We start from the raw sequence: 26,259 nt of genomic DNA, 5'->3' as shown, positions 1-26,259 counted from the left end.
TGAAAATTGCAATTTGCAGATTGCCAATTTAAAACTATTTTCCTTTTCCTAAAGTATCTGTAAATTTCTTTGATGATTCTTTTATGTATTTGATATAATCGTAACTATTCCAGTATTGCGCTTTGTCAAATTCCGGACGACAATCCAACATGTACCGCTCAAGTGTATCGCCAGTTAGCTGCGTATTATTCTTGATGATGGTTTGATTAAAATATACATCAATCTGCGACTGTTTCAGTTCATTATCAGCATATCTACCAAATCTTCTGGCATTTTTTGGCTCCTTGCCAATCAAATTGTAAAGACCGTTTAAAGGTTGGAAAATAGCAGACAGAAAGGTTGATTTACCACCATTGTACACACCCTTATTCTGAAACTCCCGCTTTAGATCTTCAAGATCCTGTTTTTTTGTATTGCCAACAATGGTCACTTCATTTAGCATTGTACTTTCCCTAACCAAATAAATCAGGATATCTTGCGTTCCAAGCACAACAATCCGTTGATCGGTTAAGTTCCGTTTGGTAATTAAAAGTGTATCTCCAACCCGGGCTTTAAGCTGAAAAAAACCAAGGTCGTTACTTCCAACGCCCATTTGCGTACGTTCATTGGTTATTTCTGCCAGTGCTACGCGGATGTTAGCCCCTTTCTCAAAAACCACGCCTTTAACAATAAAGTCCTGGGCCTTTAAACTGAAGCTAATGAGGATTAATATTAGCGGTAAGATTGCAAGTTTTAAAAATTTCATTCGTATTAATTTTTTAAAGTATCTGCGAATTTTTTAGCAGATAACTTTATATAATTTACAGCATCGTAATTGTTCCAATGTTTCACCATTTCAGCTGTAGGTGAATATTCAAGCATAAATTTGTCTAAATTTTTTCCTTCCAGAGGCGTATGCTTGCTAACCAGGGTTTTATTAAAAAAATTATCAACTTGCATCAACTGCAATTCTTTATCATAGTACCGTTTAAAACGTCGTGCTTTAGCTGGTGTTTTGCCGAATAGTTCATAAAAGAAAGTCAGCGGACTTCCGTTTAAAGGATTAAGCAATGCTAAGGGTGGTTTGCCTTCGTAAAAAGAACCCTGGCGCTTGAATTCTCTCCTGATTTCTTGCAGGTCTTCGATTTTTGTTTTCCCTTTTACTGTTACTTCATCCAGGGTAACGCTTGATCTAACTAAATAAATCAAAATATCTTTATTGCTATTCACCACAATTTGCTGGGAAACAAAGTTTCTCTTTTCTATTAATAGGGTATCTCCCAAATTAACTTTGAGATTAAATATGCCTAAATCATTACTGCCAACCGCTTTCCCCGAATGCTTATTGGTTATAACACCTAAAGCGATCCGAATGTTCGTACCTTTCTCTATGATTACTCCTTTGACCAAAACATCTTGTGCATAAATTCTGCTGCCAATTGTCATCAGCATGAAGACTAACCATAACAGAAAAAATGCCCTCATTTTAGGTTTAATTTTCCTGTAAAATTAACATTTGTTAACCTTTAATTTGTTAAATAAACGTTAATGCCTGTACCGGATCATCCAGTTTATTCGCTATGATATATGCGCAAACCTCATCAATAAACTCTAAACTAATTTTTCTATCTTTGCGCATGATAAAATCCATGACAGGATACGGCTTAGCAACAGCCGATTATGCAAATGCAAAGTACAGTGTCGAAATCAAATCACTCAACAGCAAATTTCTTGAGCTGAATTTAAAATATCCTAAAGCTTTTTCCGATAAAGAATTAATTCTACGCAACGTTTGTAGCAAAGATATCGAACGTGGTAAAGTGAGTTTGAGCATTAACGTAGAGCGATCGAGTGGAGAAGTTACCGGGGCTACTATTAATACTGCTTTATTAAGTCATTATTACAATCAACTGGTTGCTGTCAATTCGGAATTAGGGGCAAATAGTACTAACCTCCTGCAAACGGCTTTAACTTTTCCTGATGTAATTTCTTACAAAGAAGAAAGCGTGAGTGAAGATGAATGGAATCATTTATATCAAATATTTACTCAGGCCCTGGCCAATTTTAACAGATTTAGAGAAGATGAGGGTGCGGTTTTGAAAGCCGATTTAGAGTTAAGAATCAAAAATATTCTTGCTTACTTCAAATCAGTTGAGGAACTGGAACCTAAAAGAATTGCAGCAATCCGCGATAAATTTTCTCAGTTTTTAGAAGATGCAGTAGGTAAAGTTAATATCGATCAGAACCGTTTTGAACAAGAGCTGATTTATTATATCGATAAGATTGATATCACAGAAGAAAAAACACGTTTAAAAAGTCACTGTGATTATTTTTTGCAAACCTTGGCCAGTAAAGAAGCAAATGGTAAAAAAATGGGTTTCATTTCGCAGGAAATAGGAAGAGAAATTAATACAATGGGTGCAAAGGCAAATGATGCACAAATGCAACAATATGTTGTTGGCATGAAAGAGGAGTTAGAAAAAATTAAAGAACAGTTATTAAACGTATTATAAAAAGCTTAAAGCTTAAAGCTCAAAGACTAAAGCTTTGGACTTTTTGCTTTTGTCTTTATGCTTAAGAGAATGAAACAAGGCAAATTAATCATATTTTCAGCGCCATCAGGAGCAGGTAAAACAACTATTGTACACCACTTATTAGCTAAGTTTCCTGAACTAAGCTTTTCGATTTCAGCAACTACACGCGAATCAAGGGGCGCAGAAACTCACGAAAACGATTATTATTTTATCAGTAAGGAAGAATTTCTTCATAAAGTTGCCCGCCAGGAATTTGTGGAATTTGAGGAAGTTTATAATGGAACTTTTTACGGCACCCTACGTTCTGAAATTGAGCGCATCTGGAACGATGATAAACATGTAATTTTCGATATTGACGTAGAAGGCGGCCTTCGTTTAAAAAGAAAATACGAAGAAGATGCGCTGGCTATTTTTGTTCAGCCACCATCGTTAGAGGTTTTAAAAGAACGTTTAAGCGGCAGGGGAACTGATAGCCCTGAAAAACTGCAGGAACGTTTTGTTAAGGCAGAAAAGGAATTAACCTACGCTGATAAATTCGATGTAGTTCTTAAAAACTATGATTTGGCTACGGCTTGTGCTGAAGCAGAAGAGTTGGTGAGAAGCTTTTTGCAGCGTTAACAAGTCCACTTCTAGGTCGTCATTGCGAGGCACGAAGCAATCTCATTTTGACGATCTAAATTTGAAATTTCAATAAGATTGCTTCGTGCCTCGCAATGACGAATTTGGTTTAAACTGAAAACTGTAACTTGAAAACTGGTCTATTCTTCGGCTCCTATAACCCCATACATACCGGGCATTTGATTATAGCCAATTATATGGCTAATCATACTGGTCTTGATGAAGTTTGGTTAGTGGTTTCGCCTCATAATCCTTTAAAAGATAAAGGTGGTTTATCAAACATGTACGACCGCCTGGAAATGGCAACTCTTGCTACCGAAAAAACGGAAAACATAAAAGTGAGCGACATTGAATTTTCGTTGCCTCAACCATCTTACACTATTGATACATTAACACATCTTCACGAACGTTATCCTACCAAAGAGTTTGTTTTGATTATGGGAGCAGATAATCTGGTATCATTTAAGAAATGGAAAAACTATGAGGTGCTTCTGAAGAATTATCAAATTTATGTTTATCCACGCCCTGGAGCAGATGTGAGCGAATGGCAAAACCATCCGGCAATAACTTTTACCGATACGCCTTTGATGGAGATTTCTTCAACGTTTATTAGAAAAGCAGTTAAAGAGGGAAAAAATGTACAATTCTTTTTGCCGGATAAAGTAATTGATTTTATCGACAGTAAGGGTATGTATAAATGATTTACGATTTTAGCATTAAGATTAGGGAATCAATTATACTCAATCTCTAAATTCTTTTAAATCTAAAATCGTAAATCATAAAATCTAAACTCAATTAGTTATTTCCAACCACCACCAAGGGCACGGTATAAATTAACCACCGACTGTAGTTTTTGTAATCTGTCGTTTATTCCACTCAACTGAGCAGTTAATAAACTTTGCTCTGAAGTTAAAACGTCAGTATAGTTTGTTGCCGAACTGTATCGCAATAATTCTTTAGTAAAATCAACTGCTTTAGTTAACGAAGCAATTTGCTTGGCTCTGGTTTCTTCTTTTTCAGCAGCAGTTTGATATGCATACAAAGCATTTGATACTTCTTGTCCGCTAGTTAAAAGCGCTTGTTGAAAGGTATAAAAAGCAATTTGTTGATTGGCCTGTGCTGTAGTTAAACGAGCTTTATTTGCCCCTTTAGCAAAAATAGGCTGCGTTAATCCGCCTACCAGATTGTAAAAGATAGAATTATCGAAGAAGTTACCCAATTGTAAACTGGTTAAGCCACCGGTAGCGGTTAAAGTTAAAGCAGGGTAGAAATAAGTTTTTGCTACGTTTGTATTTTCAAAAGCAGCTCTAAAACCAAATTCAGCGGCGATTACATCCGGACGGTTTTGTAAAAGCTGTGCCGACACACCAGTTTGTAAGTTTGTATACGGCAACTGTTGATCCAGCGTAGTTCTGTTTATTGTTCCTGGTGCTTTAGCCAACACCACACTTAAAGCGTTTTCAGCTTCTTTAATACTTCTTTTTAAATCAGGAATTGTTACCTGAGCAGCGTATAAATTTGCTTCACTCTGAACAACTGCAGCTCCATTTACAACCGCACCCTCTTTCAGTGCTTTCATGGTTTCAACATCTTCTGTTCTGATTTTAATCGTTTGTTCTGTAATCGCCAATTGTTTATCTAAAGCAAGCAAAGTATAGTAGCTATTGGCAATAGTGGCAATCAACTGTGTTTGAACGGCTCGTTTTGTTGCATCACTCTGGAGCAAAGTTGCGAAGGCACCGCGTTTAGCACTGCTCAGTTTCCCCCAGATATCGGCTTCCCATGCTGTACTTAAAGCGGCTCGGTAGGTTTGCGTTTCCAAGTTAATGTTAATCCCGGCAGGAAAATTTAATGCCGCTTGTGATTGTTTTGCATCAGTAACCGAAACATCAGCCTGCAAACTTGGTAAAAATGCTGCACGACTTTGGCGCAGGGTAGCCTCAGAAATCCTGATGCGTTCGATAGCCTGTTTCAGATCAAGATTTTCATTTATCCCCTGTTGAATTAAAGATTGTAATGTCGTATCAGAGAACAGGCTTTTCCATGGCAAATCTGCCATGGTTGTTGTATCGGTGGTATTAATATCTCGGTATAAACCCTCATTCTTAACCTGTGGGCGACTGTATTTTTGAGTTACACAGGCGCTTAAACTAAGGATGGTAAAACCGATAAAAATGGAATGCTTATATGTGAATTTCATGTTCGATTTAATTAATGTTTACTGTTAGCCGTTGCTAATTCGTATTCTTCTGGCGTTTGCTCTTTCTCAATTCCTTCATCGAAAGGCGACTTGTTACTTATTCTTTCCTGTAAAGATTGGAATACGATAAATAACGCAGGAATAACGAAAACTCCGAAGATGGTACCAATTAACATCCCGCCAACCGCACCTGTACCAATTGATTTATTTCCTGATGCACCTACACCAGAGGAAAGCATTAAAGGCAATAAACCTAAAATAAAGGCGAACGAAGTCATTAAGATTGGACGCAAACGGGCGGTTGCACCATCAATGGCGGCATTAACAATACTCATTCCTTTGCGGCGTCTATCTACGGCATATTCTACAATCAGAATGGCATTTTTGGCTAATAAACCTACAAGCATAATCAGTGTAATCTGCGTGTAGATGTTGTTATCGATACCGAAAATCTTGTCGAAAATAAACGTTCCGGCTAAACCAACAGGAAGAGATATTAAAACAGCCAGAGGTAAGATATAACTTTCATATTGAGCAGCCAGCAAAAAGTAAACGAAGATCACGCACAATAAAAAGATAAAAATAGTTTGACTGCCACTGCTCATCTCCTCACGGGATAAACCTGAGAATTCATAACCATAACCTGCAGGTAAATGTTTTGCCGCTTCTTCCTGAACAGCTGCTAATGCATCACCCGAACTGAAGCCAGCATTAGGGTTACCCGTAACAGCAATAGATGTAAATAAGTTGAAACGGGAAATTGCTTGCGGACCGTAAACTTTTGATAACGTGATAAACTCTGAAACCGGCGCCATTTGTCCATCTTTGTTTCGCACAAAAATACGGGTTAGCGTTTGCTCATTCGCACGATATTGGGCATCTGCCTGATACATTACCCTAAACTGTTTACCAAACTTGTTAAAGTTTGAGGCATAAACACCACCGTAATAACCTTGCATTACCCCTAAAACATCGGCAACTGTTAAACCTGCCTGTTTCACTTTAGCAACATTTACATCAATTTGATATTGTGGAAAGTTAGGATTAAAAGAGGTAGAGGCATATTGGATTTCCGGACGCTGACTCAATGCGGCTAAAAATGTGTTACCTACCTCATTAAATTTCTTGATATCGCCTCCGGTTTTGTCCTGTAACTGAAATTCAAAACCACCGCTCGTACCAAAACCCTGAATGGTTGGTGGAGCAAAGAAAATGATTTTTGCACCCTTAATAGTTGCTGTTTTGGCGAACAATTCACCGATAATAGCTTTCACATCACGTTTACGCTCATCCCATGGAGATAAACGGGCAATTACCATTCCGTAAGAACTACCCGAACCCGAAATCATACTACGGCCTACTACACGTAGTGAGTTTTTAATTTCAGGGATTTTATGTGCAATACTATCAATTTTGGCAATTACAATACTGGTTTCTTCCTGCGATGTTCCTGCTGGTAATGAAATGTCAGACATAATGGTTCCTAAATCTTCATTCGGTACGAAACCTTTTGGAGTCGTATTCATTGTCCAAACTAAAACAACAGTAAACAAGGCAATTCCTAAACCAACAATCCATTTCTTTTTAGCTAAAAAGCCGATTGACTTTTTGTATTTACCTGTTACCGCATCAAATGAAGTATTGAAGGCGCCATAAAAACGCTCAAGGAAATTTTTCTTCTTACTGTGATCATCTTGATGAGGTTTTAAAAATAAGGCACACAAAGCCGGACTCAACGTTAGGGCATTAATCGCAGATAAAATGATCGAGATGGCTAACGTTAAACCGAATTGTTTATAGAACACCCCAGATGAACCTTGAATAAAACTCACTGGAATAAATACCGCTGCCATTACGAGGGTAATCGAGATGATTGCTCCGCTGATATCGTCCATGGCATCAACAGTTGCTTTTTTAGCATCCGTGTAACCTTCATCGAGTTTGGCGTGAACCGCTTCTACTACCACAATCGCGTCATCCACTACGATACCGATGGCAAGCACCAAGGCAAATAAAGTTAATAAGTTGATGGTGAAACCAAATAAACTCAGGAAGAAAAACGTACCCACAATTGCCACCGGAACACTAATCGCCGGAATTAAAGTAGAGCGGAAATCTTGCAAAAAAATGAAAACCACCAGGAACACTAAAATAAAAGCTTCGATTAAGGTGTGGATTACTTTCTCAATCGATGCATCAAGGAAGTCGTTTACGTTAACCAAAGTAGCATAGTGTACTCCTTTTGGAAACGATTTTTGCGCTTCATCAAGGGTAGTAATGGAGTTTTCTATTACCTCTTTCGCATTAGATCCAGCCGTTTGGTTAATGGCGATACCTAAAGCAGGTTTTCCATTGAATCTCACTGAACTGGCATAACTCTGTGCACCGAGTTCGATTCTGGCGATATCTTTCAGGCGAAGGATCTGCCCATTGGCATCTGTTTTAATGATGATGTTGCTAAACTGAGCTTCATCTTTTAACCGGCCTGTATATTTCAAAGTGTACTGGAAAGCCTGATCTCCCTGTTCACCGAACTGGCCCGGCGCAGCCTCAACGTTTTGATCGGCCAGGGCAGTATTTACATCGCTGGGTACTAAACCATAAGTTGCCATTACATCTGGTTTTAACCAAATACGCATGGTATAGTCAAGCGTACCGAATGCACTCGCATCTCCTACACCATTAATACGCTTAATTTGCGGAATGATATTGATGTTGGCATAGTTCTGTAAAAACTTTTGATCATAAGATGGATCATCACTGTATAAACCGAAGATTAAAACGTTACTGGCCTGTCTTTTAGCGGTGATTACACCCGATCTTGTTACCTCTGCAGGTAGTAAACTTGTTGCCCTTGCCACCCTGTTTTGAACGTTTACGGCAGCTAAATCGGGATTGGTACCTAATTTAAAGTTGATGGTTATGGTTGCAGTACCATCGTTACTTGCGGTAGAAGTCATATAAGTCATGTCTTCTACACCATTAATTTGTTCCTCTAGCGGAACAACTACGCTATTCATAACCACATCAGCGTTCGCACCCTGGTATGAAGTAGAAACCTGCACCGTTGGAGGCGCAATTTCCGGATATTGTGAAACCGGCAACGTAGCTAAACCTAAAACACCGAGAATAACGATGATGATGGATATAACAGTTGATAGAACCGGTCTTTCTATAAATTTCTTAAACATAATATTAAATTATCTCAAAGGGATGCCTTTGGCTCAATTAGCAATAAAACTATTTTTTAATATCAGCATAAACTGAATCGGCACTTTGTTCTTCGGGTTTGATTTTTGCACCATCTTTTAAAGATTGGAAACCCTCCAGCACAATTTTATCGCCGGCTTTTAAACCCTTTGTTACCACATAAAACTTATCCTTAGCCAAATCCATAATCTGAATTTCAGTGCTAATGATTTTAGACGAATCGCCCAAAATATAAACAAATTTCTTTCCCTGTAAATCGATAGTTGATTTCTGCGGTACAAGAATTGCGTTTTCAACTTTTTGTGGTATTCTAACCGAAGCACTTGCGCCAGATTTTAAAAGAGAAATTGGATTTGGAAAAGTAGCTCTCAAACTTGCTGAACCAGTTGCGGTGTTAATTTGACCGTTAATGGATTCGATTTTACCATTTTGAGCATAAACATTTCCATCAGCCAGAACCAGGCTTACCGCTGGAATATTCTTCATTTGCTGAGCCAAAGTATTTCCTTTATAGGTTTTTGAAAAGTCTAAAAGTTGTTTCTCATTCAATGAAAAGTAAGCATAAACCTTTGAGGTATTGGAAACCGTAGTTAAGGGCTCAGTGCTTGAACTGCTTACCAAACTACCATTTCTGAATGGAATACTGCCCACAACGCCATCAACCGGACTGGTGATGGATGTATAGCCTAAATTAACCTGTGCATTAACTAAAGTTGCACGAGCTTGAGCCAGTGCAGCCTTTCTGCTTTGTAAAGTTAATTGAGCTGCATCTAAATCATACTTGCTAATAATATCTTTTTCAACCAACGGCTTGGTTTTGTTTACCTGCAATTGTGCGGCATTTACATCAGCTTCGGCGCTGCTAATGGCTGCTCTGGCTGTTCTCACTTCTTGTTCATATTGTGGCGCCATGATGGTAAACAATAATTGCCCTTTTTTAACAACCTGACCTTCATCTACCAATATTTTCTGAATAAAACCATCAATTTTTGGGCGGATATCAATATTTTGAATTCCTTCAATGGTAGCAGGGTAATCTGAATTTAATTCTGTTGTTTGTGCATTAACCGTAAAAACAGGGTAGGCTTGCGGGCCAGCTGCCGCGGCGGCCGCTGCCTTCTTTTGTTCATCATTATTTCCGCATGATGCTAAAAGCATAGCGAGGCTCATGCTAAAAAAGAGAGTTGTTACTTTTCTCATGGACTGTTTCTGTGTGTTTAAATTTAATTTCCGGAGTTTGAAAACGTTGTTAAAATTTGGTTTTTAACCTGCCGATTTCTGCCCAAAAATAAAGCCTAAAAAAAAATATGTCTGTCCAAATTCTGTCATTTAATCAATCGATTGATTTATTTTTCAAATTAAAATGCCATTAGATTGGGTTAAACTATTGTTATAGAGTATTTTGGTTGATATTTTACAACTTTATGTTGTGTGTAAATATCTTGCGACACATTGTTAAAGCCTGTTAAATCGGTTTAAATCAGAATAAAATATTGTTTAGCTGACGCTTAAAATAGCCAGTTTTTAGGATGCTGTTAGTGTAGATTATACACTTTATGGATTTTAAGATCTTATTTAGAAATCAGACAAGTTTAAATCAACTTGCTAAAAATACAATTTTTGTTAAAATGGCGAAGAGGTAGTTCGGCCATTTACAATTGCCCTTCGAAAACCAATTTAGCTGGTCCGCATAAAAATACATTTGTAAAGTTTGCCCCATCGTAATCAAATTCGATTTTAATATCGCCACCCAAAACTTTAATGTCTGTTTTAATGTGGCCCGTTTGCGATTTGTGTTTCGCCATCGCCATTGCAACTGCAGTTACCCCTGTACCACAAGCGTAAGTCTCATCTTCAACACCGCGTTCATAAGTTCTTACGAACAAGTGGTCGCCCATATCTTCCACAAAATTTACGTTAATGCCTTTGGCGCTGTAAATCTCGTTATAGCGGATTTTCTTGCCTTCGGTAAAAACGTCAAAATTCTTTAAATCTTTCTGGAAGGCAACATAGTGAGGAGATCCTGTATTTAAAACAAAGGCATCAATATCATTTGTGATGTGATCCACATCAATCATTTGTAGTTCTACCCAATCACCAGATGCTGAAATTCTGGCATAATGCGGACCATCTACTGCCAAAAAGTTTGTTTCCTTATCAATTATGCCAAGGTTTTTGGCGAAAGCAACAATACATCTTCCACCATTGCCACACATACTTCCTAATTTACCATCGGCATTGAAATAATGCATCTCGAAATCGAAATCAGGATGTTTTGTTAAGAACATAAGGCCATCTGCACCAATACCAAATCTTCTATCACAAAGCTGCGCTATCCAATTATTGTCAATGTCTTTTAACGGACTTAGCATATGATCTATCAAAATGAAATCGTTACCTGCGCCTTGATATTTAAAGAAGTTAATTTTCATTGGATATTATTGAAAAGAGCCTAAGGGATTAATACATGATGTAAATTTGTCAGTAAACTCAATAAAGCATTTGCCGGATTTCATGAAACCTTCATTTTTAAATGCAATATTTGAGTTGCAAAAGTTACTTAAATGCAGCCGTTAATTGATTTAACATTTTTTAACACGACATTAAGTGCTTTAGCAATACAAATATCGTTTATATGGTATTAAATTTGAATAAACTTACGAAAGAAAATTTGAGCAGATAAAAACTGCTGGAGCATTCTGCTTAAACAAAGTGAATAAATGCTCTCGCAAATTTGAAAATAATGAATTATCATAAGCAAACAAATCGCTAGCAATAAGGCTTATCATAGTTCATGACCATTAAAAAACAATATACAAACACATGAAACCATTAAAAGCTAACCGCAAACAACAAAAAAAGCTTTTAATAGCTTCATGACCATTAAAAACAATATACAAACACATGAAAAAAATATTAGGAATTACCGTGTTAGCTGCTTTTATAGGTGGGGCAGCAGCAATTGGGGGTTACAAACTATTTGAGCGTAACCAAACTGGAAGTACAATTTCTGAAAAACAGAACCTATACTTTGCCAACAATCCTCTAAAAGTTTCTTCGGCTGGTACAGCTGATTTTACACAAGCTGCAGCTGCAGTTGCTCCTGGAGTTGTCCATATTAAAACAACTTATGAAGCGAAAAGTGGTGGTGGCAGCAGAAGTTCTTCGCCATTTGATATGTTCGATGATTTCTTCGGTGGAGGAGGCCGCCAAATGCAGCGCCAACCAAGGGCAGCATCTGGTTCAGGTGTAATTATCAGTCAGGATGGTTATATCGTAACCAATAATCACGTAGTTGAAAACGCATCAAAAGTAGAAGTGGTTTTAACTGACAGACGTAAAGTTGAAGCTACAGTAATTGGACGTGATCCTAATACTGATTTGGCCTTAATTAAAGTTAATGCGACAGGATTACCTGTAGTGAAAATGGGTAATTCTGACAATGTTCAGGTAGGGGAATGGGTATTGGCAGTGGGTTTCCCGCTTGATTTACAAACTACCGTTACTGCTGGTATTGTGAGTGCAAAAAACAGAAGCATTGGTATTATTGGTCGTGAGCAGCAAGGCAATGAAATCACTGAAGAAGAATATCGCGAATATCAACGTACGGGTAAAAGACCACAGGCTCCTGCTAATACCAGTATCGAATCATTTATTCAAACAGATGCTGCGATTAACCCTGGTAACAGTGGTGGCGCTTTAGTTAATGCGAATGGCGAGTTAGTGGGTATAAATTCTGCAATCGCTTCACAAAGTGGCTACAACCAAGGTTATGGTTTTGCTATTCCAGTAAACCTAGCCCGTAAAATTGTTGATGATTTTATGAAATATGGATCGGTTAAACGTGGTTATATTGGCGTTAACTTTTATCCATTAAGTGGAGATGAGAAACCAGAAGGAATTACTACTTCTGAAGTAAGTGGTTTATATGTGAGTGATGTTGTTGCTGGTGGCGGTGGTGCTGCTGCAGGAATCAAAAAAGGTGATATCATTAAGAAAGTTGATGGCACAGTAATCAATGATTCGCCTGATTTGCAGGAAAGAATCGGCCGTTTAAATCCGGGTGATAAAGTGAAGTTGAGCGTATTAAGAGATGGTTCACTAAAAGATATCACGGTAACCTTAAAAGGCGAATCAAGTGTAGGCTTAACCGCAAACAATACTGCTGCAAAAAGCGTTGAAGTTTCTAAATTAGGCGCAACATTTGCACCGGCGACTCAGGCACAAAAAACCAAGTTTGGAATAAATGGTGGTGTTGTGGTTACTTCAGTAGTTACCGGAAAAGCTTTTGATAATATAGGCGTAGAAAAAGGTTTAATCATTACTAAAGTGAATGGTCAGCCGGTAAATTCAGTAGCCGATGTACAAAAAGCCTTGCCTCAGGGAAGAAATAATATGATCAGTATTTCTGGTGTAAGCGAGCAAGGGACTTACAATTTTAGCTTCCCAGCTCAATAATAGCATTTAGATTTACAAAAAATGTCCCGATTTTCATCGGGACATTTTTTTTGCAATTAATCTTGCGCAATAGGTTCGTGATTGGCGTGGCATGCATCAGCACATTCTTCACAGGCCACTGCACACTGTCTGCAATGTTCATGATCGTGATTTCCGCATTCCTCTGCACAAAGGCGGCAAATTTCTTCACACAACAATAAATACTGGCGTCCAATAACTGAATCACGTTGTAGCAACCTGGCAGCCTGGGTGCAGATATCAGCACAATCTCTATTTAACTTGATGCATTCAATCATCATGTTAATATCCGTTTCTTCTTTTAAACTTGATGACCCGCAATGCTCACAGGCCATAGCGCAATCTAATAGTGCCTGAATTAAGGCATGGTTGTTCCTTGTTTCCATATTGCTCATTTTTAATGATATATATTGCTTTGTTACTGATTTAACCAGTGAGGATATAAAGTGTTTTGATAACTTGTGATAAATAATTTAAGTTTCGCTAATACATAAAAATTACAGCACTCTCGAAAACGATCATGAGAGGAATTAGGTAAGCTATTTAGATGACCTTGTGCAACTGACATTACGAAGATTTTCTTGTTAGATTTAAAGTTTCCTGCAGGTATCTGAGTTCTCGAAACTAATATCAGCGGTCATCCTAAATTTTTCCAAATAGAACGGTTGGCAGGACTTTAATGACCGAAAATTGCTTTTCAAATCATTTTTATTTTTCGCTAATGAAGCGAATTTGCTATTTCACTCGTTTTGTTAAACAAGACGTGTTCATTTTAAATTCATGATCTCCGTCTAGTTTCGCATTTGCCGATTGATAATCAGCGTTTACCGATACTTTGTCGATTGACATATTTTATTATTTCATATTTGAACCAGCAATTAAAACCGAATTTTATGGCTTTAGCTTACATCAACCTTAGTGCTAAGCAGTATTTCAATTTCATGTGCAAAACAGATTTTGAACGCAGAATTTTTCACGATACTTACAAAGAATTTCAAAAAAAATCGAAACCATATAACCCTGAGCAAAGTTTGCATACCTTCTCGGAAATGTGCCAGGCAAATAATAAAGCAGTTCATCTGCATCAACAAGTTTATTATGCGGTGATGGATACGATACAGGCCTTAGATAATAAGATGCCTGTGTTAAATGATACGGCCGGGAAAGCCATATTGTTTGATTGGGCTGAATTGAATATTTATCAATCTGATTTGCTAAACAAAGCGGCCCATGTAGTTACGCTTACCTATACAAGCCCGAAATTAGTTTTACACGAAATGGTAAATGATTTATTGATTTTAAGCTATGATATTAAAGGGCAGTTTAACGAAACTTTTATGCTTAAAATGACAGATGATTTGATTATCAATGATCAGCAAAAAAGGCAATTGCTGTATAGTTAAAAGTATCGTAGCCAAATAGCCTAAAAATATTATTAATTTGTAGCATGCAACACTTTAAAACGCCAACTTTTATCATTCACGTAGCAGGTTGGCTTTTGTTTTTAACTTTTCCTTTAGTGTTCATGAATAATGAGCAATCTGGACAAAGTAGTTTGCTGTTATTGGCTTCACCATATTATTGGTTGTTTTGCCTTACCTACATGCTCATGTTTTACTTAAACGCATGGGTGTTGGTGCCCTGGTTAATGTTTAAGAAGCGATATCTGGCTTACAGCGGTGTGGTTTTGCTGTTATTTGCATTTGTTTATTATGCCAGGCCTTACGATAAGTTATTAGGGCATAACAAAAATGTGATGGATATTATGCCCCGACCATCAGATGCGCCGCCTAGAGGACTCAATCAGGCGCTACAATTTGGTACGGATACCAGTAAGAGGCCCCATGCTGAGATGCCATTCGGCCCACTACCAAATGAACATTTACGCATGGAGGAACCCGGTTTCGGAAGGATGGATCCTTTTTTTGATTTCCGCAGACCGATAAGAATTGACGTGATTAGTTTATTTATTTTTTTCATGATCATGGGTCTAAGCATTGCCACCAGTACGGTTCAGCGTTGGCAAAATGCAGAATCGAAAGTGGTGAAGGCTGAAGCTGAAAAAGCAATGGCAGAATTATCTTTCCTTAAAGCGCAAATTAATCCTCACTTTTTGTTCAATACGTTGAATAATATTTATATGTTATCAATGATGAACAGTGAGCATACTTCTGAAAGTATAATGAGACTTTCGAACATTATGAGATATGTAACTGATGATGCTGTACAGGATTTTGTGCTGTTAAAAGATGAGATTAACTGTATACGCGATTATATTGAATTGCAGCGGTTGAGGCTCGGCGCTGATGCTGAAATCAATTTTAAGGTTACCGGCCAACCGGGGCAGAAGAAAATCGGACCTATTATTTTGATGACTTTTATTGAAAATGCATTTAAATACGGCGTAACTAAAAAGGAAAAAACGGTCATTAATATCAGCTTGATTATTGAGGAAGACAGCGTTCATTTCTTATGCGAGAATAAAATTTATCCCAATACCACAAAGTTGGAACGTGCTGGAGTGGGAATAGATAATACACAACGGCGATTAAAACACTTATATCCAAATAAGTTTGAACTAAATATTAACCAGAATAATGAGCTTTTTTCGGTAAGGCTTTCATTAGATTGCTAATTCCAGAATGATGATTTTAAGATGTGTTGCCATTGATGATGAGCCACTTGCGCTTCAGTTAATTCAGACTTATGTTGCCAGGTTTCCTGGGTTAGAATTGGTTCAGGTTTTCGAAGATGCACTCTCCGGCGTAGAATATTTAAAACAAAATTCAGTTGATTTATTGTTTGTAGATGTTAATATGCCCGATATTACCGGAGTAGAATTGGTGCGAAGTTTAGTGACACGGCCTATGGTTATTTTTACAACCGCGTACCGCAATTATGCTTTCGAAAGTTATGAATTGCAAGCTATCGACTATCTTTTGAAACCAATTGATTACAGCCGTTTTGCGGCAGCGGTAGAACGAGCTATAGATTTTCACAAATATAAAAACGCTACACAGGAAGCCATTAACGATGAAAGTATTTATGTGTATGCTGAATACAAAATGATTAAGATTCTGTTGAGAGACATAGCTTATATAGAAAGCATGGGCGATTATTTGAAAATCTATCTTGCGGGCAGTGAGAAGCCTATTTTGACTTTAATGACCATGAAAAAAGTTTTGGAAAAGCTACCTGAAACGCAGTTTGCCAGAATCCACCGCAGTTTCATTGTGGCTTTGGGCAAAATAAAATCCATCCATAACAGAAAGGTGAATTTAAACAATGCAGAATTACCTATCGGAGATGCGTATAGCAGTTTTATCAACCAACAAAAAGGAAACGTTGGTTAGTACCTATGGCTACCTTTCTGTTGCCTATAAATTCTATCTGAGCATTTTATCCTCAACCAAAAGCTGTTTGTTATTTTTTGTTAAAACACATCCTACTATACATTCGGAGTGATACATTTGAATATAATTTGATAATGTATTTAGATTTAGCTATTTACAATATTCAGTTTACGATTGTCCGATATGAAATTTTTAAAACCGCTTACCGTATTTGCAATTTTAAGCTTATCAGTGTTTCAACTTAGTGCGCAAAGTAATTTAGCTTTACAAAAGGCATTTCAAGATAGCTATTACGAGGAAAGTAAAAAGAATTACAACAAAGCGATCAACCATATTATTCCATTTTATGAACAAGGAAATTATGAAACTAATCTTCGGATAGGTTGGCTGTATTATTTGGCTAAAAACTATCATGCTTCTCAAAGCTATTATACTAGGGCAGTAAATCTCCGTTCAAATTCAATTGAAGCTAAATTTGGGCTCGTTAAACCACTATCTTTTTTAGGTAGTTGGGATAAAGTAATCGATCAATATAAAGCCATTCTGAAAATTGATCCACAGAATAAGCAGGCAAATTATTGGTTGGGGGTAATGATGTACAATAAGAAACAATATGCAACATCGGCAAAATACTTTGCAAAAGTTGTTAACGCTTACCCGTTTGATTTTGATGGAAACCATATGTTGGCCTGGTCGTTGCTTTTTTTAGGAAGAAAAGCAGAAGCCAAAGCTAGTTTTGAGCGTGCTTTACTCGTTAAACCTGGCGATTTCTCAAGCAATGATGGATTTAATAAGGCATTGAAATAGGGCTTAATGTCCAATCAGTCAATATATTTAGAATTAATTTAAATAATTAAAAATAAAAAATTGATCTATAGGTATTTAACCATACCTTTGGTTCAAATTAAAATACAATATAATGCAACAAGGAACAGTAAAATTTTTTAATGAAACTAAAGGTTTCGGATTTATCACTCCATCTAATGGCGATGCCGAAATTTTTGTTCATGCTTCAGGCTTAATCGACAACATTCGCGAGAATGATACCGTAAACTACGATGTAGAAGAAGGTAGAAAAGGCCTAAACGCGGTAAATGTAAAAGTAGCTTAAGAAAACTCGAACACATAAATCGTAAAAAGTCCCAACGCAAGTTGGGACTTTTTTTATGTCCTTAAATTTTGATGGTAGTTACAAAAGTTGGAAGATAACTATAAACTAAGTCCACAGAATTACAAAACCGCTTTAGAATGTTTCTAAATAAATGTTTTATCGATGTTTTGTCATAATCGTTTATAAATTAAACTCATAATTAGATACTTTTGCAAGAAATTTAGATATAAATCCTAATCAAATGAGTGGTTTCGGAAATGCTCTTTCTTCATCAATAGGAAAGAAATTCATTATGGGTGTTACAGGAATATTCCTGATACTCTTTTTAATTGTACACGCTGGTATAAATGCCTTGATCTTTTTAGATGATCAGGGATTAACTTTTAACATTGGTGCTCATTTTATGGCTACCAACTGGATTATCAGAGCAGGTGAGGTAGTATTAATGTTGGGTTTGTTAACGCACATTTTTCAAGCCTTGAGGTTAACTTTACAAAATCAAAAAGCCAGACCTGAAAAATATGCTGTTTATAATGGCTCAGCTAACAGTAAATGGTACAGCCGTTCAATGGGCTTATTAGGTACTTTGCTGCTTATTTTCCTGGTTGTTCACTTAAAAGATTTCTGGGTGGTATCTCGCTTTACAGGTATTCCAACTGTTGATGCAAATGGTCACGAAGACTTATTTCAAGTGATGAAAGTTAAATTTCAGGATCCGGTAAGGGTTGGAGTTTACGTATTGGCAATGTTCTCACTATGTTATCACTTGTTACATGGTTTCGCTTCGGCATTCCAAACCATGGGTTGGAACCATTCAAAATACAATGGAATCATCAAAAATACAGGCGTTTGGTATTCGATCATTATTTCGATAGTATTCGCAGCAATGCCGATTGCAATCTATTTCGGTATTATTCAATAATTTTTAGCACAAAAGAGATATGTCAGATATTAATTCAAATATTCCAGAGGGCGAATTAACAAGCAAATGGACTAAATATAAGTCTTCTGTGCCTTTGGTTAACCCATCGAACAAAAGAACTATTGAAGTAATTATTGTAGGTTCTGGTTTGGCAGGTGCTTCGGCAGCTGCAACTTTGGCCGAAATGGGTTATAAAGTTAAATGTTTTTGTTTTCAGGATTCTCCACGCAGAGCGCACTCTATTGCAGCTCAAGGGGGAATCAATGCAGCAAAAAACTATCAAAACGATGGTGATAGTACCTACCGTTTGTTTTACGATACGATAAAAGGTGGTGATTACCGTGCCCGCGAAGCTAATGTGCATCGTTTGGCCGAAGTAAGTGCTAACATTATAGATCAATGTGTGGCTCAAGGTGTACCTTTAGCTCGCGAATATGGTGGCTTGTTAGATAACCGTTCATTCGGTGGTACACAAGTTCAACGTACTTTTTATGCTGCGGGTCAAACTGGTCAGCAATTATTATTGGGTGCATATTCTGCTTTAGAACGCCAGATTGGTATGGGTAAGGTAGAAATGTATACACGTCATGAAATGCTTGAGGTTGTAAAAATTGATGGCAAAGCACGTGGTATTATTGCCCGTAACTTAATTACAGGAGAAATAGAGCGTCACTTCGGTCATGCAGTTGTGTTGGGTACAGGTGGTTATGGAAACGTATTCTATCTTTCTACCAACGCCATGGGAAGTAATGTTACAGCAGCCTGGAAAGCGCACAAACAAGGTGCATATTTTGCTAATCCTTGCTACACGCAAATCCACCCAACTTGTATCCCGGTTTCTGGCGATCATCAATCTAAGTTAACTTTAATGTCTGAATCGTTGCGTAACGATGGACGTATCTGGGTTCCGAAAAAGAAAGATGATAACCGTAAAGCTTCAGAAATTCCTGAAGAGGAAAGAGATTATTATTTAGAGCGTCGTTACCCTGCTTTTGGTAACCTGGTTCCTCGTGATGTGGCATCTCGTGCGGCCAAAGAACGTTGTGATGCCGGTTATGGCGTGGGTGCTTCAAAGCTTGCTGTTTATTTAGATTTCAAAGCAAATACTGAGCGTTACGGAAGAATTGAAGCTTCAAAATCTGGTATTCATAATCCAGATAAAGAAACTTGCATGCGTTTAGGTACCGAAGTAATTAAAGCGAAATATGGTAACCTGTTCGATATGTATGCGCAAATTACGGGTGAGAATCCTTACGAAACGCCAATGCGTATTTATCCTGCGGTTCACTATACCATGGGTGGATTATGGGTTGATTATAACTTAATGACCTCAGTTCCGGGTTTATATTGTACGGGTGAGGCAAACTTTTCTGATCACGGTGCAAACCGCTTAGGTGCATCTGCGTTAATGCAAGGTTTAGCCGACGGTTATTTCGTACTTCCTTATACCATTGGTGCTTATTTATCAAAAGAAATTTCGGTAAAAGCAATTCCAACTGATCATCCTGCATTTGCAGAAGCTGAAGAAAGAGCTGTAGGTATTTTAAATAAACTGATTAACATCAAAGGAACAAAATCTGTTGATCATTTCCATAAGCGTTTAGGCCACATTATGTGGGAGAAGTGTGGAATGGCTCGTAACGAAAAAGGCTTAAACGAAGCTATCGAAGAAATCAGAGCCTTACGTGCTGAATTCTGGAGTAATGTTCGTGTTCCTGGTGCAGTTGGTGAACTTAATCCTGAATTGGAAAAAGCTGGTCGTGTTGCAGATTTCATTGAGTTAGGCGAGTTAATGTGTATCGATGCATTAAACCGTAACGAAAGCTGTGGTGGTCACTTCCGTGAAGAATATCAAACTGAGGAAGGTGAAGCATTACGTGATGATGAAAACTATGCTTACGTTGCCGCATGGGAATTTAAAGAAGGTGTAAACTTCGAGCTTCATAAAGAAGAATTGAAGTTTGAAAATATTAAAGTAGCACAAAGAAGTTATAAATAGCAGAGGGCACTGTGCATGGAGCTTTCAGCCCTATGCCCTATGCTCCCCGCCTAAATCTCAATATCATGAGTACAGGAAATATGAACTTAACGCTAAAAGTTTGGCGTCAAAAAAATAACAATACCAAAGGTGCTTTGGTTGACTATAAATTAGCTGGTATTTCGCCAGATATGTCTTTCTTGGAGATGTTCGATGTGTTAAACGAAGAGCTGATCAATAAAGGTGAAGAGCCAGTTGTATTTGATCACGATTGCCGCGAAGGGATTTGCGGTATGTGTTCAATGTTTATCAATGGTCGTCCACATGGTCCGAAAGACTTGGTGACTACTTGCCAATTACACATGCGTTCATTCAACGATGGTGATACTATTGTTGTTGAGCCTTGGAGAGCAGCAGCTTTTCCGGTGGTGAAAGATTTAACGGTAGATCGTTCTGCATTTGACAGGGTTATAGCCGCTGGCGGGTTTATCTCTGTAAATACGGGTAATGCACAAGATGCAAACAATTTACCAATTCCTAAAATGCAGGCAGATGCGGCGTTCGAAGCTGCTGCGTGTATTGGTTGCGGTGCTTGTGTAGCTACTTGTAAAAATGCTTCAGCTATGCTTTTCGTATCTGCTAAGATCTCACAACTGGCATTATTGCCACAAGGTCAGCCAGAGCGTTATCGTCGTGTGCAAAGCATGGTAGCGCAAATGGACGCAGAAGGCTTTGGTAACTGTACCAATACTGGCGCTTGTGAAGCTGAATGTCCTAAAGGCATCTCATTAGAAAACATCGCCCGAATGAACCGCGACTTCGCTTCTGCAAAATTCATTTCAGAAGAAACGGTTTAAAAAATATACTGTGCATTCCAATTTATTGGAATCTTGAGCCTCCACGTTGTGGGGGCTTTTTTGTTGAAGCATATTTTCAGATAATTGGTTGATATGACCAAAAGTGAAAACATTTGAAACACTTTTCCATCTTTTTGAAATCATTATTAACACTATTTTGCAAAATAAAAGTTTGCAGAATTTATTATTTTTCTATGTTAGCATATTAAAAAGATTCGTAAATAGAAATTTTATTCTGTAATATTTGTATATACTTTAAAAATTTTATAAATTTAGTCTTCCGAGACAGGAGAGAAAACATAAAACCCCGACTAATTTTTAGCTGGGGTTTTGTGGTTCATTAAGCATTATTTATTAAGGTTGAAGTTAATATTGATATTATATTTAACCCTTACAGGAACACCAAAATGAATACCTGGATTCCAATTTGGTGAAGTTGACAACACCCTTATGGCTTCGTCGTTAATGTCATGGCTCAGGCCTCTTGTTACTTTAATGTTAGTTAAGCTGCCATCTTTTTCAACAATGAAGGATAGGAAAACCCGTCCTTGAATTTGCCTTTTAGCCGCTTCTTTCGGGTATTTGATGTTTTCGTTTAGGAAACTATAAAACGCTTTAATTCCTCCCGGAAATTCTGGCTGTTTCTGTATAACAGTAAACTCAAATGTACCATTGGCGATTGAATCTCTTGATGGTTTAGCAGGCGCAGGTGCCTTTACAGCATCGGGTTTAGTTTTAAAATTGATTTTTGAAATTTTCTCTTTGATTAACCGATTTTCAGCACTATTCATTTTGGCTTTGGTGATTACGATTACAAGTCCTGCTTCGTCATTTACGCCAAATATTGTTTTATGTTGTTTCTCTTTAACAATGGTGAGTGTTTCGATGCTGTCTCTGTTAATTCTGGCAACATCACTTTTGGAGATAAATTTTCCATCAACTAAGAACAGTAAATTCTGGCTAGGTGCTTGAGACTGCTGTGCGAGTAAGACCTTTCCAAAACACAACAGTAAGAGTAGTGTGAATGAGCGCTTTTTCATTCGCAAATATATCTCTTCTATTCACAAAAATAGAAAAATCGCAAATCCTTAACATTAAGTTAAAGATATTGCGATTTTAAAAAGATTTGAGAACGAATGACTAACTAGCTCATGGTAAAGTTCACTGCCATTTGGTATTTTACCTTAACGGGATGGCCATCCTGATCAATTGCCGGATTCCATCTTGGAGCCGATTTCATCACACGAACCGCTTCTGCATCTGTTTCTTTTGATAAACTGTTAATCACCTGAACATCTGTTAAAGCACCATCTTTTTCTACATTAAAAGCAAGCATTACTTTGCCTTGTGTGTTATTCTTTTTAGCTTGTTCAGGGTATTTAATATTTCGGGCTAAATAGCTATAAAGCTTATTTGTACCACCAGGAAACTCCGGTTTTATGCCACTTTTTACAGCAGCCTTTTTCTCTGTTCCTGAAGACAAATTGAAGTTAACGTTTAAGTTGTATTTTACTCTTACTGGTTTGCCATCAATTAAACCTGGATTCCATTTCGGGGAATTTTTAATTACCCGTACAGCTTCTGCATCTGTTTCCTTAGTTAAACCTTTTGTAATCACTACGTCTTCGAGCTTGCCGGTTTTTTCTACGGTAAAGCTTAGAAATACTTTCCCTTGTGTTTTATTCTTTTTGGCAACTTCAGGGTATTTAATTTCCTTTCCCAAGTAATCATAAAATTTTCCAATCCCGCCTGGATATTCTGGTTGTTTGTCAACAGATACAAAGTCGTAAATTTTTTGTGCTTTTACCGAACTGGTAAACATGGCGATGCCCGTTAGGGCTAAAATCATTAGCTTTCTCATAGTTAAATGTTAATAAATTGTTATTTAGTTTTTCTTTTGAAATTCTTTTTTAGGGGCTTTCGTCGTAATAATCACGACTCCGTTTTCTGCTTTATCTCCATAAAGCGATTTTCCAGCTGCATCTTTAAGTACACTAATCGATTCGATAGAATTTTGGTCTATACTTTCAATGTTATCTACTTCTTTTCCATCAATAATATACATAGGCTTAGCATTTGGATCAATGTCTTTTTGCAGTAAGTTCCTGAAAACAACCTTAGGATCAGACGGCTTTCTCTGTAAATCCCTTACATTGCCTTTTGATAAGGACGGGCGGATAATCAAACTTGTTACTTTTCCGGTTAAATTTAAACTGCCTGAATCTATAGGTTTATTATAAATCCCTTTTAAACCATTTTTGGTTTTAATTTCAATCACGCCTGCCAAACCATCTGTTCCGTATTTTGTGATGCTAGAGGCATCTTTCAATACATTAATCGATTCTATATTGTTAGGATCAATACCATTCATAGCTGAAGTTCCTCTAAAATATTGCTTGTTTCCATCAATTACAATAAGCGGTTCTGTAACGATTGATGGAGAATCGCGTAGCGTTATTCTCGGGGTTTTTGTACTATCAGTCTTTTGGGCAAAGCTACTTAAGGCACAACCCAAAACAGTTATTAAAATCATTATGCTTTTCATAATCAAATATTTATCTAATGCCAGTAATCGGTGAACTTTTATCTAGTTTAAGCCCGGTATCTTCAGCTTTCCTGAATAGATTATTTTTAGTGCTAATAATCATTACTCCCTTTTTTCCTTTATCTCCATATAGGCTTGTTGCCGCTACATCCTTTAAAACGGAAACGGATTCTATATCTTGATTGTTAATTTTAGTAAAATCAAAGCCCATGCCTGCATCTTTACCATTTAAGATAACTAAGCCATCAAATTTAGCTCCTCTAAATACCAGACCTGGAATTTCCTTATAGGTAACTTTTGTTTTATCCGTTTTCAGGTCCTTATGTGTATCGTTATTTAATGCGAAATTAACATTGATGTTGTATTTTACCCTCACTGCCTTGCCTTCCGCAAGACCAGGATTCCATCGTGGTGAACCGCTAATTACCCTTACTGCTTCCTCATCTGTGCCACTTCCCAAACCTCGTGTAATTTGTATATCACTTAATGAGCCATCTTTTTCAACAACAAATGATAGAAATACTTTTCCCTGTACATTATTATCTAATGCCGCTTTAGGATATTTAATGCTTCTTCCTAAATACTCATAAAACTTGGTAATACCTCCCGGAAATTCTGGTTGTTTTTCTATTGAAACGAAGTCGTAAACCTTTTCATTTTTATAATCTTCCTGGTTTGCCGATGCACGGAATGCGATAATTGTAATGTCTGCAAGTTTTTGATGGTTTGGCAATGTTGCGATTTTTGCTTTTGGTGAGCTCGCTTCATGGCCTGATAACTTAAAGTTAACATTAAGTGAGTACTTTCCATTTGGTAAATCTTTAAAGCCTTTGTAAGATAACAATACTCTCATTACCTCTTCATCGCAGCCGTCGCCTAAGCCCGATACAGTGCTAACGTTAATTACCTTATTGTTTTGGAGGGTGAACTTTACCTGAGCATTTCCTTGCAAACTGTTTTTAACGGCTTCTGCAGGATATTTTATTGATCTGCCCATGAAACGATAAAAATTATCCCAATTTGGATCAGATTTCTCCGTTACTGTAGAGATTTCAGTTTTTGATAATTGCTTATCAACCAAACTATCTTTTTGAGTAACCATCTCCTGAACAACATCAATAGGTTTTTCTAAGGGTATTTGTTCCGATATCGAAATCAATTTTTCGTTTTTTCGAACTGTTGCAGATGAAAAAATGATTAGCAGTGCAAATAGTGGAATAAAGATGCCGTATTTCATGATTGCAATCTTTTTCGATCTTTCTTTCTGCAGCATATAAATCCGTTTTTTTATTAATGATTTATCGAAAAATCCATTGGTTAACCGATTTGGTGAGATACCAAATGACTGACTTAAAATGAGCATCGCATATTCTGCTTTATCGCCCTGAAACCGGGCTGCATGCTCATCTGCTAAAAATTCGTGAATATTTTTAATTGATTTTTTATAGAAATATATGGCAGGATTTAGCCAGGTGAAAATGCCTAAAATCTCAAAAAATAAGATATCAGCACTGTGCCATTGTTTAATATGTGCTTCCTCATGCACATCTATCACTCCAATCAGGGGCAAATCATGGTCGACAACTTTGTTTTTGAAAAAAGAAAATGCAGATCCTGCCTTGGCGTTTTTAATTAATTTTTGAACAGACAATAAATTGTACACTAACCTGCCAAAGCAAAACAATACACCTATCATATAAATATAAACCAGTGCAGTTCCCCAATTCAAGCCTTTTTCATTTTCAGTAACTATAGTGGCCTGCTGGAGTATTGCATCCCAATTAACGGTGGCATAAACCTGTTGGGCAGCTTTTTGTTCGGTAAGCCATTCTAACCGGATAAAAGGTATTGAAATGGATAACAAACCGGCAGCAACTAGATAAACACGGTTTAGCATGAAATAGGTTTCCTTATCCAATAGAATTTTATATACAATATAAAATACAATTAGGTATAAGTTTACTTGAAGTAGGTAGTGTGCAAAACTCATTTGGGTTTATGTTTAATTTTATCAATCATCTTCAAGATTTCATCCACATCACTCAAGTCTAATTTCTCTTCTTTCACAAAAAATGAGAACATGCTCTCCACTGAGTTTTCGAAATAGTTACCCAATAGTTTTTCTGTTGCGTAACGTTTGTACGCTTCTTTGCTAATAAGTGGATGGTATTGATGGGCCTTCCCAAAAGCCTCATGGCCAATAAAGCCTTTTGTTTCCAAAATCCGGATAATTGTTGAAACAGTGTTGTAAGCGGGTTTAGGTAAAGGGAGTTCGTCAATCACATCTTTAACAAATGCTTTTTCTAGCTGCCATAGCACCTGCATGATCTGCTCTTCAGCCTTGGTTAAATCTTTAATTTCCATTTTTATTTTATAATAAGGATACGGGCAAAGCAATTGCCTTAACTAAAGTTAAAACTAATAATTTAGTTATCCAAATTTTTATAAAAATATTTGTGTGTTAAAAACTATAACA

General features: G+C 37.2%; 24 protein-coding genes. 12 read left to right on the top strand and 12 right to left on the bottom strand.

Annotated features, from left to right (window positions below):
- Positions 1 to 34: 34 nt before the first annotated feature.
- Both EA772_RS03935 and EA772_RS03930 read right to left on the bottom strand, forming a co-directional pair.
- Positions 35 to 745, bottom strand: coding sequence for a hypothetical protein (locus EA772_RS03935; protein ID WP_124911289.1), 711 nt, complete (start codon positions 743 to 745; stop codon positions 35 to 37).
- Between the two features lie 5 nt (positions 746 to 750).
- Entirely contained in the window at positions 751 to 1,464 is a 714-nt protein-coding gene (locus EA772_RS03930) for a hypothetical protein (protein WP_124911287.1), read from the bottom strand.
- A 164-nt stretch (positions 1,465 to 1,628) separates the two neighbouring features.
- Here EA772_RS03930 and EA772_RS03925 point away from each other — a divergent pair, with 164 nt between their 5' ends.
- The 3 genes from EA772_RS03925 (at position 1,629) to nadD (ending at position 3,832) form a co-directional block, all read left to right on the top strand.
- The gene (locus EA772_RS03925) at positions 1,629 to 2,492 is read left to right on the top strand and encodes a YicC/YloC family endoribonuclease (RefSeq protein ID WP_124914971.1); all 864 of its coding nucleotides are present in this window, start codon (positions 1,629 to 1,631) and stop codon (positions 2,490 to 2,492) included.
- A gap of 69 nt (positions 2,493 to 2,561) precedes the next feature.
- On the top strand, positions 2,562 to 3,131 hold the full coding sequence (gene gmk, locus EA772_RS03920; RefSeq protein ID WP_124911285.1) for a guanylate kinase: 570 nt from the start codon (positions 2,562 to 2,564) through the stop codon (positions 3,129 to 3,131).
- A 128-nt stretch (positions 3,132 to 3,259) separates the two neighbouring features.
- Entirely contained in the window at positions 3,260 to 3,832 is a 573-nt protein-coding gene (gene nadD, locus EA772_RS03915; protein WP_116169054.1) for a nicotinate (nicotinamide) nucleotide adenylyltransferase, read from the top strand.
- A 98-nt stretch (positions 3,833 to 3,930) separates the two neighbouring features.
- Here the strand turns inward: nadD and EA772_RS03910 are convergent, their stop codons facing one another.
- From EA772_RS03910 to dapF, 4 genes are all read right to left on the bottom strand, one after another.
- Positions 3,931 to 5,331, bottom strand: a complete 1,401-nt coding sequence (locus tag EA772_RS03910; protein WP_124911283.1) for an efflux transporter outer membrane subunit — start codon at positions 5,329 to 5,331, stop codon at positions 3,931 to 3,933.
- Positions 5,332 to 5,342: 11 nt separating this feature from the next.
- Complete coding sequence (locus EA772_RS03905) at positions 5,343 to 8,522, bottom strand: efflux RND transporter permease subunit (RefSeq protein WP_124911281.1); 3,180 nt, start codon at positions 8,520 to 8,522, stop codon at positions 5,343 to 5,345.
- Positions 8,523 to 8,571: 49 nt separating this feature from the next.
- On the bottom strand, positions 8,572 to 9,741 hold the full coding sequence (locus tag EA772_RS03900; protein ID WP_124911279.1) for an efflux RND transporter periplasmic adaptor subunit: 1,170 nt from the start codon (positions 9,739 to 9,741) through the stop codon (positions 8,572 to 8,574).
- A gap of 452 nt (positions 9,742 to 10,193) precedes the next feature.
- A complete protein-coding gene (gene dapF / locus EA772_RS03895; protein WP_124911277.1) occupies positions 10,194 to 10,973 on the bottom strand; it encodes a diaminopimelate epimerase in 780 nt (259 codons plus the stop codon).
- A gap of 472 nt (positions 10,974 to 11,445) precedes the next feature.
- On the opposite strand from dapF, the gene EA772_RS03890 reads away from it, so the two are divergent.
- Positions 11,446 to 12,999: a trypsin-like peptidase domain-containing protein gene (locus tag EA772_RS03890; RefSeq protein WP_010599632.1), complete on the top strand. Its 1,554-nt coding sequence runs from the start codon at positions 11,446 to 11,448 to the stop codon at positions 12,997 to 12,999.
- 56 nt (positions 13,000 to 13,055) lie between these two features.
- Here the strand turns inward: EA772_RS03890 and EA772_RS03885 are convergent, their stop codons facing one another.
- The gene (locus EA772_RS03885) at positions 13,056 to 13,403 is read right to left on the bottom strand and encodes a four-helix bundle copper-binding protein (RefSeq protein WP_010599633.1); all 348 of its coding nucleotides are present in this window, start codon (positions 13,401 to 13,403) and stop codon (positions 13,056 to 13,058) included.
- Positions 13,404 to 13,910: 507 nt separating this feature from the next.
- On the opposite strand from EA772_RS03885, the gene EA772_RS03880 reads away from it, so the two are divergent.
- From EA772_RS03880 to EA772_RS03845, 8 genes are all read left to right on the top strand, one after another.
- Complete coding sequence (locus tag EA772_RS03880; RefSeq protein ID WP_124911275.1) at positions 13,911 to 14,420, top strand: hypothetical protein; 510 nt, start codon at positions 13,911 to 13,913, stop codon at positions 14,418 to 14,420.
- Positions 14,421 to 14,464: 44 nt separating this feature from the next.
- Entirely contained in the window at positions 14,465 to 15,652 is a 1,188-nt protein-coding gene (locus tag EA772_RS03875) for a sensor histidine kinase (protein ID WP_124911273.1), read from the top strand.
- A gap of 7 nt (positions 15,653 to 15,659) precedes the next feature.
- The gene (locus EA772_RS03870; protein ID WP_202947110.1) at positions 15,660 to 16,370 is read left to right on the top strand and encodes a LytTR family DNA-binding domain-containing protein; all 711 of its coding nucleotides are present in this window, start codon (positions 15,660 to 15,662) and stop codon (positions 16,368 to 16,370) included.
- A gap of 183 nt (positions 16,371 to 16,553) precedes the next feature.
- A complete protein-coding gene (locus EA772_RS03865; RefSeq protein ID WP_124911271.1) occupies positions 16,554 to 17,177 on the top strand; it encodes a M48 family metallopeptidase in 624 nt (207 codons plus the stop codon).
- A gap of 112 nt (positions 17,178 to 17,289) precedes the next feature.
- On the top strand, positions 17,290 to 17,481 hold the full coding sequence (locus EA772_RS03860) for a cold-shock protein (protein ID WP_010599638.1): 192 nt from the start codon (positions 17,290 to 17,292) through the stop codon (positions 17,479 to 17,481).
- A gap of 241 nt (positions 17,482 to 17,722) precedes the next feature.
- Positions 17,723 to 18,403 (top strand): succinate dehydrogenase cytochrome b subunit, encoded by a 681-nt coding sequence (locus EA772_RS03855; RefSeq protein ID WP_010599639.1) that lies wholly within the window; start codon positions 17,723 to 17,725, stop codon positions 18,401 to 18,403.
- 19 nt (positions 18,404 to 18,422) lie between these two features.
- On the top strand, positions 18,423 to 20,402 hold the full coding sequence (locus EA772_RS03850; RefSeq protein ID WP_010599640.1) for a fumarate reductase/succinate dehydrogenase flavoprotein subunit: 1,980 nt from the start codon (positions 18,423 to 18,425) through the stop codon (positions 20,400 to 20,402).
- Positions 20,403 to 20,467: 65 nt separating this feature from the next.
- On the top strand, positions 20,468 to 21,238 hold the full coding sequence (locus EA772_RS03845) for a succinate dehydrogenase/fumarate reductase iron-sulfur subunit (RefSeq protein WP_029204080.1): 771 nt from the start codon (positions 20,468 to 20,470) through the stop codon (positions 21,236 to 21,238).
- A gap of 347 nt (positions 21,239 to 21,585) precedes the next feature.
- Here EA772_RS03845 and EA772_RS03840 read toward each other — a convergent pair whose 3' ends face one another.
- The 5 genes from EA772_RS03840 to EA772_RS03820 form a co-directional block, all read right to left on the bottom strand.
- Complete coding sequence (locus tag EA772_RS03840; protein WP_124911269.1) at positions 21,586 to 22,278, bottom strand: energy transducer TonB; 693 nt, start codon at positions 22,276 to 22,278, stop codon at positions 21,586 to 21,588.
- A 104-nt stretch (positions 22,279 to 22,382) separates the two neighbouring features.
- Positions 22,383 to 23,099, bottom strand: coding sequence for an energy transducer TonB (locus tag EA772_RS22015; protein WP_168187477.1), 717 nt, complete (start codon positions 23,097 to 23,099; stop codon positions 22,383 to 22,385).
- 24 nt (positions 23,100 to 23,123) lie between these two features.
- A complete protein-coding gene (locus EA772_RS03830) occupies positions 23,124 to 23,783 on the bottom strand; it encodes a TonB-dependent receptor plug domain-containing protein (RefSeq protein WP_124911267.1) in 660 nt (219 codons plus the stop codon).
- A 10-nt stretch (positions 23,784 to 23,793) separates the two neighbouring features.
- Positions 23,794 to 25,773 (bottom strand): TonB family protein, encoded by a 1,980-nt coding sequence (locus EA772_RS03825; protein ID WP_124911265.1) that lies wholly within the window; start codon positions 25,771 to 25,773, stop codon positions 23,794 to 23,796.
- Positions 25,770 to 26,147: a BlaI/MecI/CopY family transcriptional regulator gene (locus EA772_RS03820; RefSeq protein ID WP_010603058.1), complete on the bottom strand. Its 378-nt coding sequence runs from the start codon at positions 26,145 to 26,147 to the stop codon at positions 25,770 to 25,772. The genes EA772_RS03825 and EA772_RS03820 overlap by 4 nt, the downstream gene beginning before the upstream one ends.
- Between the last annotated feature and the right edge of the window lie 112 nt (positions 26,148 to 26,259).

Origin of the sequence: Pedobacter sp. G11 (assembly GCF_003860265.1) — a bacterium.
GTDB lineage: Bacteria > Bacteroidota > Bacteroidia > Sphingobacteriales > Sphingobacteriaceae > Pedobacter > Pedobacter agri.
The sequence above is the reverse complement of the archived record's forward strand: the minus strand, read 5'-3'. Positions and strand labels throughout refer to the sequence as shown.